The following is a 12925-nucleotide window of genomic DNA, read 5'->3' as shown; positions in this document are numbered from 1 at the left end:
ACCTTAACCTATCATATAGGTTTTGTTATTAGAGCCTTTTGAATGAGAAATTTTCTGATTTTTATTTCCTGTTATTTTCTATCGATATCATTTTCAGATGCCAATATTAAGGCGCCGAAAACAATTGTAATTTCTACGGAAAACCATGTGCGTGTGCGTTTTGGTGCCGAAAAGCTATCAAAAGCTTTAGCTAGGTTGAATTATTCAGCCAAAATCGAACAAAAAGATAAACTTACTGCAATTAACAACGTTATTGCGATTGGTGTGTTTTCAGATAAACTTTTTGCCAATAATCTTCCGGCAGAGATTAAAAATAAAATTTCAACGACCAAAACAGAGGGCTTTCATATCTACACCGGAAAAAACGGGATGCTTTATGTAATTGGCAACGATGCATCGGGCGCTTTATATGGTTGTATAGAATTGGTCGATCAGATCAGCAGCACAGGTAAATTACCCACGCAGATAGCACTTTCCGACCAGCCTGAGATGGTGTTAAGAGGCACTTGTATCGGTTTACAGAAACCTGATTATCTCCCGGGACATGATGTATACGAATATCCTTATACGCCAGAAACTTTCCCCTGGCTTTACGATAAAGCTTTATGGATTAAGTACCTGGATATGATGGTAGAAAACCGTTATAACTCGCTTTATTTATGGAATGGACATCCTTTTTCGTCGTTGTTGCGTTTAAAAGATTACCCTTATGCAGTTGAGGTGGATGATGTTACTTTAAAAAAGAATGAAGAAATCTTCCAGTTTTTAACCAAAGAGGCGGATAAACGCGGCATCTGGGTGATCCAGATGTTCTACAATATCATTATTCCAAAACCTTTTGCAGATAAACATGGCTTAAAAACACAAGATAGGAACCGCCCCATTATTCCTTTAATTGCCGATTATACCCGTAAATCGATTTCATCTTTTGTAGAGAAATACCCAAACGTAGGTTTAATGGTGGCCTTAGGCGAAGCGATGGAAGGTGTTGGTCAGGACGACATTGATTGGTTTACCAAAACGATTATCCCAGGGGTTAAAGATGGACTAAAAGCTGCTGGCATTAAGGAAGAACCTCCGATTGTACTCCGGGCGCACGATACCGATGCGCCTAGCGTAATGAAAGCTGCGTTGCCCTTGTATAAAAACCTGTATACCGAAAACAAGTTTAATGGCGAAGCTTTAACCACATATACACCGCGTGGCGCATGGGCCGAATTAAACAGGAAATTAGCCGCTATTGGTACCATTAATATCTCTAACGTACATATTTTAGCCAATTTAGAGCCATTTAGATACGGATCGGCTGATTTTATCCAGAAATCAGTTCAGGCGATGAACAAGATTTATGGTGCAAAAGGTTTGCATTTGTATCCTCAGGCCAGCTACTGGGATTGGCCTTATTCGGCTGATGAGGTAAAAGGAAGATTATTGGAGGTAGACCGCGATTGGATCTGGTACAAAGAATGGGCAAGATATTCCTGGAACTCGCAAAGAGACCGTAGCCAGGAAATAACTTATTGGGGTAAAGAACTGGCTAATAAATATGGTGCTAATTTAGCAGGTGGTAAAGCTATTCTGAATGCCTACGAAGAATCAGGTGAAATATCGCCTAAACTTTTGCGCAGGTATGGCATTACCGATGGCAACCGACAAACACTAACCCTGGGCATGTTGATGACGCAGCTGATTAATCCGTTCCGTTATGGCTTGTTTACTTTAATGTACGAATCGGAAGCCCCAGAAGGTGAAATGATCATTGAGTATGCCGAGAAAGAATGGAAGAAACAGGGCCATATTGGCGAAACTCCGGTTCAGGTGGCACGCGAAGTAGTTGAACATGGAAAAAAAGCCATTCAATCTATTAATGAAGCTGCACCCGGTGTAACCAAAGATACTGCAGAGTTTAAGCGGCTTAAAAACGATATCTATTGTTATGATGAAATGGCTAATTTTTATGCCGAAAAAGTTAAAGCAGCACTATGGATACTAAGATATAAATATTCTAACCAGGTAACTGATTTGGAGCAGGCATTGCCTTTTCTCCAAAAAAGTGTAGATCATTATGCTCAATTGGTTAAACTGACAGCACATAGTTACCTGTATGCCAATAGTATGCAAACCAAGCAGCGAAAAATTCCGATGCGTGGAGTGGATAAAACCTTTATTCATTGGAAAGAGATGTTACCTGTCTTTACCAAAGAACTTAATCATTTTAAACGCAGTATCGATTCTTTAAAATCAATAAAACAGGGAACGGTTGCTGCAATTGTGCCTTATCAAGCTGCTGATGTAAAAGTTTTAAATGAAACCGAAAGTTATGTGATTGCGAAAGATGTACAGCTCTTTTCAGATACTGCTATTAAGATAAAAGAAGTTGCAGCGCAACTGGTGGGTTTAAAAGGAATCAAACTTGCAAAAGAAAAACAAATTAAAACAGGTACTGAAATTAAATTCAGCACCAAAGCACCTGTAAAATTGCTGATAGGCTTTTTTAATCAGAAAGATCCTCAATATCTTGCTCCTCCACAGTTGGAAACCGATGCAAGTGCCAACAACTACGGACAATCGGAAATTAAAATATCAAATGCCCTCGTACCTTATGGTTTTCCACCAGTAAATGTTCATGCTTATTCTTTCCCGGCAGGAACACATACTTTAAATTTAGGTAAGGGAGCTTGTTTAGTTTTAGGTTTTATTGACGATAAACAGGAACTGCGGATTTTTAACGCAGGTTTGGATGGCAGAGGAAAAGACATCGATTGGTTATTTGAATAATGATGAATACAAGAAATTTAATTGCAACAGCAGCTTTATCGGTATTAACAATTACAGGTTTTGCGCAGCAGAAATCAATTCTGGGAACTGAAAAATTGAAGAAATATGTCACCTATTTCAATTCGATCGACACGGAAGCGGTTAAAAACCATGTACCCAATGCCGATGCCTTTACATGGCTGGCAGAGCAGGCGCCTTTATTCGAATGTCCTGATTCAGTTTTGGAGCAAAACTATTACTACCGCTGGTGGACTTACCGTAAACACCTGGTTAAAACGCCTGAGGGTTTTATCTTCACCGAGTTTATCGAACCGGTTAAACATGCCGGAAAATATAATTCCATCAGCTGTGCATTAGGTCACCATATTTACGAAGGCAGGTGGCTAAAGGATAATGCTTATTTAAAAGATTATATCAAATTCTGGCTTTACCATGCCGATGTTGGTCAAACGAAGCAACGTTTCCATCAATTTAGCAGTTGGGTGGATGATGCTGTTTATCAGAATTATCTGGTAAAACCCGATCAGGAATTTTTGAAGGAAATTTTGCCTGCATTGGATAAAGATTACGGCAAATGGGAATTGGAAAGGCAACTTAAAAACGGTTTGTTCTGGCAGCATGATGTTAAGGATGGCATGGAAGAATCGATCAGTGGATCGCGAAAAGATCAGAATCAACGACCAACCATAAACAGTTATATGTATGGTAATGCTATGGCTTTGCATAAAATTGCCACACTTTTAGGTGACGGAACGCTTGCCAGTAAGTATAAAAATAAAGCCGTAGTACTGAAAAAATTGGTGCAGGACAGTTTATGGAATGTTTCTTCCTCGTTTTTCGAAACAAGAAAAGCCAAAGGAGGTTCATCGGATGTTAGAGAAGCCATTGGTTTTACACCATGGGAATTTAACTTACCTGATGATCAGTCAAAATATGCAAAAGCATGGGATCAGTTGCTTGATACTGCAGGATTTAAAGCACCCTGGGGATTAACCACGGCCGAAAGACGAAACCCAACATTCAGAACAAGGGGAACAGGGCATAGCTGTGAATGGGATGGTGCACTGTGGCCTTTTGCCAGTTCGCAAACTTTAAAAGGATTGGCCAATCTATTAACCAATTATAAAAAACATGGTAAAATGAATGCCGGAGTCTTTTATCAGGAACTACATCAGTATGCTGCTTCTCACATTAAAAATGGTAAACCTTACCTAGGTGAATACCAGGATGAGAAAACAGGAGAATGGTTAAAGGGTGATAATCCACGGAGCAGTTTTTATAACCACTCTACCTTTAATGATTTAATTATAAATGACCTGATTGGCATAAAGCCGCGTCAGGATAATGTGCTTGAAATTTCTCCATTAATCCCTAAGAATCAGTGGGACTGGTTTATGTTAGATCAAGTAACCTATCACAATAAAGTGGTGACAATTTTATGGGATAAAACCGGAAAAAAATACAATAAAGGCAAAGGATTATTGGTATTTGTAGATGGTAAACAGATTTACAAAGGCAAAGATTTGAAGCCTGTAAAAGTGCAGATGAATTAATAAAATACCCAGGCTAACGCTCGTTTTTAACGAGCGTTGAATAATTAATTGTTTTTAGTGATAAAATCGTAATACTATTTTGCACTCGTTTGGAAACGAGCGCAAGCGTGAATTAATGAAATACCTTGGTCTGTGTACTCACAGACCGAAATAAAAATTGATTAAGGGGCGATAAAATCGCTATTCTCACGCATCCTCGTTACAAACGAGGACGATGTGGGTTCGTGGAGACACGAACCAAGGCTTGCGGGTAAAAATCGATAAAATCGCTGTTCTCGTGCATCCTCGTTATTCCAAGGGAATCACTTTGTGACAAACGAGGACGATGAATGACGATAATCGTAATAGTATTTGCACTCGTTCAGAAACGAGCGCAAGCATGAATTATGAAATACCTTGGTCTGTGTCCGCACAGACCGAAATAAAAATTGATTAAGCGGCGATAGAATCGCTATTCTCACGCATCCTCGTTACAAACGAGGACGATGTGGGCTGACAATAAAATATAACCAAATGAAATATTCCATCAACATCATTAAAGCTTTAATTTTCATCCTTGCTTTTGGCATCGGCTTAACTGCAAACGCCCAGTCTTATTACAACGTAATTAAATACGGTGCAAGAAACGACAGCAGTAAACTGGCTACAACAGCGATTAAAAATGCGATAGAAGCGGCATCAAAAGCTGGCGGTGGTACTGTTTATTTCCCTGCTGGGAAATATCTAACAGGTGCCATACATTTAAAAAGCAATATCACCATATTCATTGATGCAGGTGCCGAATTACATTTCAGCGATAATTTTGATGACTATTTACCCATGGTAAAAAGTCGTTACGAAGGTGTTGACGTAACCAGTTTTTCGCCATTGTTTTATGCCTATAAAGTAGAGAATATTTCGATTATCGGCAGAGGGATTATTGATGGACATGGTAAAAAATGGTGGGATTTTGTAGAAGGTTATAAAGAGGGACAGCCCCGGTCGAAATGGCAGACTACTTTTGATGGCCTTAATAAAGATATCATTTTGCCGGACGATCCTAAGCAGATGAAGCGCGGCTTTCTTCGTCCGCCGTTTATACAACCTATGTTCTGTAAAAATGTATTGATTGATGGGATTACGATCCGTAATTCTCCATTCTGGACGGTAAATCCTGAATTTTGCGAAAATGTTAAGGTTCATGCGGTTACCATCAACAATCCACATTCACCAAATACCGACGGGATAAATCCTGAGTCGTGTAAAAATGTGCACATTTCAGATTGCCACATCAGTGTAGGCGACGATTGTATCACCATTAAATCAGGCAAAGATGCGCCGGGCAGAAAAATGGCTATTCCTGCAGAAAACTATGTGATTACCAATTGTACCATGTTGTCTGGCCATGGTGGGGTGGTGATCGGCAGCGAAATGTCGGGCGATGTACGGAAGATTGCCATCTCTAATTGTATTTTCGATGGAACAGATCGTGGTATCCGCATTAAGACTGCGCGGGGAAGGGGTGGCGTAGTGGAAGATATTAGAGTGAGTAACATCATCATGAAAAACATAAAAGATCAGGCGATTGTATTGGATATGCAGTATGCAAAAACCAGTGTAGAACCCGTTTCCGAACGCACACCTATCTTTAGAAATATCCATTTCAGTAATATCACTGGTCAGGTTAACCAGGCTGCTTATTTAAATGGTTTAGAAGAAATGCCTATCGATAATATTACCTTCAATGATATTAATATGGATGCTAAAACTGGCTTTTCTATCAATAATTCTAGTAATATTGAGTTTCATAATGTGACGGTAAATACGGAATTAGGTGCATCGTTAAAGGCTTTAAAAGTGAATAATTTAATTGTAGATGGTTTAGAAAGCAATAAACCTCATGCCAATGCAGCAGTAATCGATCTTACAAACGTATCAGATCTGTTTCTGTACAATGCTTTTCCAACGAAAGAAACTGTTACTTATTTGAAATTAGGCGGGGCGGAAACTAAAAATATATTTTTGGGAAACAATAATTTTAGGCTAGTGAAGGTGGCCGTTAAAAAAGAAAAGGAAGTAAGCAGTAACATCGAAATTATTTCGGGAGATAAAGGACAATAACATGAAGTTTAAACTTTTATTAAGCACATCATTTTTATTATTGACTGCTCATTTTAGCAGCTTTGCACAAGGAAACAACCACACTTTATGGTATAATAAACCAGCCGAAAAGTGGACTGATGCCTTGCCCATTGGTAACGGAAGGTTGGGAGCCATGATTTTCGCCGGTACTGCGGTTGATCATATCCAATTTAATGAGGAAACTTTATGGACAGGGAAGCCAAGAGATTATAACCGTAAAGAAGCCTATCAATATCTGCCTGAGATCAGAAAACTACTTTCGGAAGGAAAACAGGCAGCAGCTGAAGCTTTAGCACAAGAACATTTTATGGGCTTGCAAAGCAGTTCTGGTGACAGAAAAGTTTGGGTAAATGAAATGAAAGCCGGGAAAGGTATCCAGGGAAATCCTGCACTTGCAAACTTTGACGACAAGCTATGGAAAACTATAAAAGTACCTGCCTACGAAGGATGGGAAACCGTTGGTCTGGCCAATTTAGATGGAGCGGTCTGGTTTAGAACAACTTTTGATGTGCCCGAAAACTGGACTGAAAAAGATCTTGTACTCGATCTTAACCGCATCCGTGATCAGGATTTTACTTATGTAAATGGCGAATTGGTGGGCAACACCGATAATACAGAGCCAAGAAAGTATACCATACCTGCAAAACTGATTAAAAAGGGCAGAAATGTAATTGCCATCCAGGTACTTAATTATTTTGATAAAGGCGGATTGGCCGGTTATAAAGACACCACAAAAAAGATTGGAATTTACCCGGTTGGAGCAAGTATTGAACAGGGTATTTCGTTAGTTAAAGATTGGAAATATAAAATTCAGGATGAAAATCCGCCTGCTGTTCCGCAATACCAGGGGAGTTATCAGCCTTTTGGCGATTTAAACTTATATTTCAAACAAACAAAATCTATTGTCAGTAATTACAAACGGTCTTTGGATATCAGTACGGCTATTGCGAAAACCACTTATACTTTAAACGGGGTAAACTATGTGCGCGAGTATTTCGCAAGCCAACCGAATCAGGCTGTTGTGATCCATTTAACGGCCGATAAAAAAGCGTCTATTAGCTTTGATGCCGAACTTTCCAGCCCGCACCGAAAGTCGTCAGTAAAGGTTTTGGGTAATAACGTCATTGCTTTAACTGTTCAGGTAAAAGATGGTGCATTGAAAGGCGAGAGCCGTTTAACCGCTTTAATTAAAAATGGATCAGTTAAAGTTGTTAATGGTAGGATTAGCATCAATCAGGCCGATGAAGTAACGCTTTATTTGACGGGAGGAACTAACTTTATTAATGCACAAGATGTTTCCGGAAATCCGGCAACTGCAAATATTAAAGCTTTGAATGGATTAAAAAGTAAAACTTATCAGGAAATTAAGCAGAACCATATTAAAGAATACCAAGGTTACTACAACACTTTTAGTGTCGATTTTGGCCGATCAGATCATGAAAACCTTCCTACAGACGAAAGACTGGCAAAATTTGCTACTGCTAACGATCCTGCTTTTGCAGCTTTGTACATGCAATATGGGCGGTATTTGTTGATTTCCAGCTCGAGGCCAGGTACACAACCAGCCAATCTTCAAGGGATTTGGAATGATCTGCTTACACCACCATGGGGAAGCAAGTATACCACCAATATTAACCTCGAAATGAATTATTGGCCAACGGAAATGCTCAATTTATCGGCCTTGAACGAACCACTTTTTAGCAAAATTAAAGGCTTATCTAAAACTGGTGCTGAAACTGCAAAGGCATATTACAATGCCCGTGGTTGGGTTTTGCATCATAATACCGATTTATGGAATGGAACAGCGCCCATCAACGCTTCCAATCATGGTATCTGGGTAAGTGGTGGCGGTTGGTTAAGTCAACATTTATGGGAGCATTACCAATTTAGTAAGGATCGTAAATTTCTGGAAACTGAAGCCTATCCTTTAATGAAACAAGCTGCTTTGTTTTATGAAGATTTTTTGGTGAAAGATCCCAAGACAGGATGGTTAATCAGTACACCATCTAATTCGCCTGAAAATGGAGGTTTAGTGGCTGGTCCGACAATGGACCACCAAATTATCAGATCTTTGTTCAAGAATTGTATTGCTGCATCAGAAGCCCTCAATATCGATACGGATTTTAGAAAATCGTTAACGGAGAAAGTTAAACAGCTAGCACCAAACCAGATCGGAAAATATGGCCAGTTGCAAGAATGGTTGGAAGATAAAGATGATACGACCAACAAACATCGCCATGTTTCTCATTTATGGGGCGTTTATCCTGGAAATGACATCACCTGGGATGGCGACGCAAAGATGATGCAGGCGGCTAAACAGTCATTACTTTATCGTGGAGATGATGCTACTGGCTGGAGTTTGGCCTGGAAGATTAATTTTTGGGCAAGGTTTAAAGACGGCGATCACGCCATGAAATTGGTAAAAATGTTAATGAAACCAGCTAATAATGGCGCAGGTTCCTATGTGAATCTTTTTGATGCGCATCCACCTTTTCAGATAGATGGAAATTTTGGTGGTGCAGCTGGAATGGCTGAAATGATAGTACAGAGCCATCAGGGTTATTTAGATATTTTACCGGCATTGCCAACGGCTATTCCCCATGGTGAAATTAAGGGGCTCCGTGCCAGAGGTGGCTTTGAATTAAATTTAACCTGGGATAAAGGACTATTAACTTCGCTAACGGTAAAATCTAAAACCGGAGGAAATTGTAAAATCCATTACAAAAATAACAACATCAATATTGAAACGAAAGTTGGTGAAAGCTATAAACTGAATGGAGATTTGAAAGCGCGATGAATCAACTTACGAAATCTAAAAGAGTTTGGCGGGAGAAGATTTCGTCAGTCTTAGCATGTAGTTCTGTAAATACTTCCGAAGTTTGCCACCGCACCACCTTACAAAACTTCGGAAGAAATTACCCGCTTCTTTTATTGGTACTGTTTTGTTTCAATTTACCTCTTAAAGTATCCGCACAGATGCGGAAAGACATTTCCTTAAACACCAATTGGCTCACTATTGCCGATGAGAAAAACAAAAATGCTTTTGATGGTTTCCAGGTAGGCAGCTACAAAACCATAAACTGGAAAACAGTAAATGTACCACACAACTGGGATCAATACGAAGGTTACCAACGGAAACTTCATGGCAATAAACATGGTTATGCCTGGTACCGCAAAACATTTAGAACCAAAGAAATTAAACAGGGAAAACGGTTTTTTCTATATTTCGAAGGTGTAGGTTCTTATGCAAACATCTGGTTAAATGGTAAAAAAGTAGGCTATCACGCCGGAGGTCGAACAACTTTTACATTAGACGTTACCGCTGCAGTTAAACTGAACAATCAGGAAAATATTTTGGCAGTTAGAGCAGATCATCCTGCAAACATCCAGGATTTACCCTGGGTTGATGGCGGATGTTCCACCGAACGTGGTTTTTCAGAAGGCTCACAGCCCATGGGTATTTTTCGTCCCGTTCATTTAATCGTAACCAACGAAGTTCGAGTTGAACCCTTTGGTGTACACATTTGGAACGATAATAAAATTTCAGAAAAGGAGGCGATTTTGAATTTGAGTACCACAGTTAAAAATTATAGTTTAAAGCCTAAAAATGTAAGCATTGTAAACAGATTGCTAGATTCGAACGGAAAACAGGTTGAAGAATTGATGAAAACAATAACTGTTCCTGTTAGTAAAGAAATCCAGATCGATCAACAGACTGATAAAATCATTAATCCGAAACTTTGGTCGCTTGAAAATCCATATCTCTATACTTTACAGACTACAATAACGGAGAATGGAAAAGTTATAGATGAGCTGAAAACACCTTACGGTATCCGCTGGATTAGCTGGCCTATTGGCGAACAAGCGAACCAGAAACAGTTTCTATTAAATGGTAAACCTGTTTTTATTAATGGCATTGCCGAATACGAGCATCTAATTGGTCAGAGCCATGCTTTTAGTAACGAGCAGATCAGGTCGCGGGTGATGCAAATTAAAGCAGCAGGTTTTAATGCCTTCCGTGATGCACACCAACCCCATAATTTATTGTACTCAGATTATTGGGACAAGGAAGGCATTTTATGCTGGACGCAAATGGCTGCTCATATCTGGTATGATACGCCCGAATTTAAGAAGAATTTTAAATCGCTATTAGCAGACTGGGTAAAAGAACGCAGGAACAGTCCGGCGGTGGTATTATGGGGTTTGGAAAACGAAAGTACTTTGCCAGAAGATTTCGCAAGGGAATGCACGGAGCTGATCAGAAAACTTGATCCTACAGCGTCATCACAAAGAAAAGTAACTACCTGTAACGGCGGAAAAGGAACAGATTGGGATATACCTCAAAACTGGACGGGTACCTATGGTGGTAATCCTTTGAGCTATGGCGAGGATCTTCAAAGGCAGGTTTTGGTTGGCGAATACGGTGCGTGGAGAACAATCGATCTTCATACCACAGATGCCAATGGAAAAGGTTACACCGAAAACAAAATGACAGATTTAATGGAAACCAAGGTGCGCCTGGCCGAATCGGTAAGAGATAAAACCGCAGGACATTTTTTCTGGCTGTATAGTTCGCACGATAATCCGGGCAGGGTACAAGGGGGAGAAGGGTTAAGAGATCTGGATCGGGTTGGTCCGGTAAATTATAAGGGCATGTTTACGCCTTGGGAGGAACCTACTGATGTTTTGTATATGTTCAGGGCAAATTATGCACCGAAACAAACTGAACCTATGGTGTATATCGTTTCCCATACCTGGCCAAACCGTTGGACAAAACCCGGAATCAAAGACAGTGTTGTGGTGTATTCTAATTGCGATGAAGTAGAACTTTTTAACGATATAAACGGCCAATCTTTAGGCAGGAGAAAACGTGGTGTAATAGGTACACATTTTCAGTGGAACAAGCCTGAGATCCAATATAATGTATTGTATGCCGTGGGTTATGTGAACGGAAAAGCTGTGGCTAAAGATCAAATGGTATTGCAAAACCTGCCTGAAAGCCCAAATTTTAATGCTTTAATTCAAGATAAACAATTAACGGCTCCCGCTCAAGGTTATAATTATATATACCGTGTAAACTGTGGAGGTGACGATTATACAGATGCCAACGGCAGTAAATGGTCTGCTGACAGGAAGTTAACTTCGAAGCATAATTTTGGTTCAACCTCCTGGACGGCAGATTTTACGGGTATCCCTGCTTTTTTTGCCAGTCAGCGCCGTACCTTTCAACCCATTGAAGGCACCAAAGACTGGAAGCTTTTTCAGACTTTCAGATATGGCAGAGATCAGTTAAAATATCATTTCCCGCTGCCTGACGGAGAATATCAGGTGGAACTTTATTTTATCGAACCCTGGCTGGGTATTGGCGGAGGTTTTGATGCCAAAGCCATGCGCTTATTTAATGTGGCCTTTAACGGTAAAACGGTAATTAAAGATTTAGACATATGGAAAGAAGCTGGAAGTAATGCTTTGCTAAAGAAAACAATCAAAACGACTGTTAAAGGTGGCTTTTTGGATATCCATTTCCCGGAAGTAAAAGCTGGTCAGGCCGTTATTTCGGCCATTGCAATTGCTGGTTTAAAGCCGGGCATCCAGCCTGCAGCGCCAGGCAGTTCACTCTTGTCTAAAATTAAAAATGCAGAGCTAAACAGTTGGCTGGATATTGGAGAAGAACAGTTTAGAAATGAAAATTCGACCTTTACGGATCTGCCTTCCAATTTATATGGTGCAGAGTGGTTAAAAGCCTCAAGGGGGCAGGATCGCATTGAATTCACCGCTACCGATACAGTAGACACTTTTATCGCCCTGAAAAACAATAGCAGCGTGCCTCAGGGATTCGAAGATACGAAAACCTCAGTACGAAACAGTAGCGACGAAAGCTTTAATCTCTACAGAAAAAGACTCGTTCCTAACGAAAGGATTATTTTCGATAGCAGAGCAGCCACTGTTTTTGTACTGCCTGTTACTCATTTACAGCCGGCATACGATTTGAAAACGACTACTACCTATAAAGCTACCGATGGTATTTTAGCAGGCAAAGATGTCGTAAAATCTGTATTGATGGATAAGGAACGTGTAGTTTTCAATGCTGCAAATCAGGGAAGCTTAACCTGGCAGATTTCGGTTGGGGTGGCAGATACCTATTCTTTAACCATTAAATATCATAACCCATCAGGGTATATTTTAAAAGGAAGGTTAGAGTTCTCATCAGCTGATGGCACCCTGATGAAAACAGAAAGTGTTGAATTTGTACCAACCAAAACGGGCAAATGGAACTATTTGAGTACCAATACAGGAAGCATGATTAATGCCGGAACTTATCAACTCAGATTAATTGCAACGGAAGCTAAAGGACTAGCGGTTGATGCTTTAGATGTTCAATAAGATAAGATGGTACAAGATGTGGCCAAAATCTTATATTAATATAGATATTTAGACATGCATATTTGTTTTAACCAAATTAATAAACGAGC

5 protein-coding genes are annotated in these 12925 nt (G+C 39.9%); all 5 read left to right on the top strand.

Features of this window, described 5'->3' with window-relative positions; translation table 11 throughout:
* The first annotated feature begins 42 nt into the window (after positions 1 to 42).
* The 5 genes from QF042_RS14280 to QF042_RS14260 all read left to right on the top strand — a co-directional run bounded on the left by QF042_RS14280 (position 43) and on the right by QF042_RS14260 (position 12836).
* Positions 43 to 2778 (top strand): hypothetical protein, encoded by a 2736-nt coding sequence (locus QF042_RS14280; protein ID WP_307529484.1) that lies wholly within the window; start codon positions 43 to 45, stop codon positions 2776 to 2778.
* Positions 2778 to 4331, top strand: a complete 1554-nt coding sequence (locus QF042_RS14275) for a glycosyl hydrolase family 65 protein (protein WP_307529482.1) — start codon at positions 2778 to 2780, stop codon at positions 4329 to 4331. Before QF042_RS14280 ends, QF042_RS14275 begins: the two co-directional genes overlap by 1 nt.
* Positions 4332 to 4844: 513 nt before the next feature.
* Entirely contained in the window at positions 4845 to 6431 is a 1587-nt protein-coding gene (locus QF042_RS14270; protein WP_307529480.1) for a glycoside hydrolase family 28 protein, read from the top strand.
* Between the two features lies 1 nt (position 6432).
* On the top strand, positions 6433 to 9249 hold the full coding sequence (locus QF042_RS14265; RefSeq protein WP_307529478.1) for a glycoside hydrolase N-terminal domain-containing protein: 2817 nt from the start codon (positions 6433 to 6435) through the stop codon (positions 9247 to 9249).
* 179 nt (positions 9250 to 9428) lie between these two features.
* Positions 9429 to 12836, top strand: a complete 3408-nt coding sequence (locus QF042_RS14260) for a malectin domain-containing carbohydrate-binding protein (RefSeq protein WP_307529476.1) — start codon at positions 9429 to 9431, stop codon at positions 12834 to 12836.
* Positions 12837 to 12925: the final 89 nt, after the last annotated feature.

This window comes from Pedobacter sp. W3I1 (assembly GCF_030816015.1).
Lineage (GTDB): Bacteria > Bacteroidota > Bacteroidia > Sphingobacteriales > Sphingobacteriaceae > Pedobacter.
The sequence above is the reverse complement of the archived record's forward strand: the minus strand, read 5'-3'. Positions and strand labels throughout refer to the sequence as shown.

Excerpts from the sequence above, each read along its gene's own strand:
- QF042_RS14270 (WP_307529480.1), top strand. The coding sequence starts at position 4,845 with ATGAAATATTCCATCAACATCATTAAAGCTTTAATTTTCATCCTTGCT.
- QF042_RS14265 (WP_307529478.1), top strand. The coding sequence starts at position 6,433 with ATGAAGTTTAAACTTTTATTAAGCACATCATTTTTATTATTGACTGCT.
- QF042_RS14275 (WP_307529482.1), top strand. The coding sequence starts at position 2,778 with ATGATGAATACAAGAAATTTAATTGCAACAGCAGCTTTATCGGTATTA.
- QF042_RS14280 (WP_307529484.1), top strand. The coding sequence starts at position 43 with ATGAGAAATTTTCTGATTTTTATTTCCTGTTATTTTCTATCGATATCA.
- QF042_RS14260 (WP_307529476.1), top strand. The coding sequence starts at position 9,429 with ATGCGGAAAGACATTTCCTTAAACACCAATTGGCTCACTATTGCCGAT.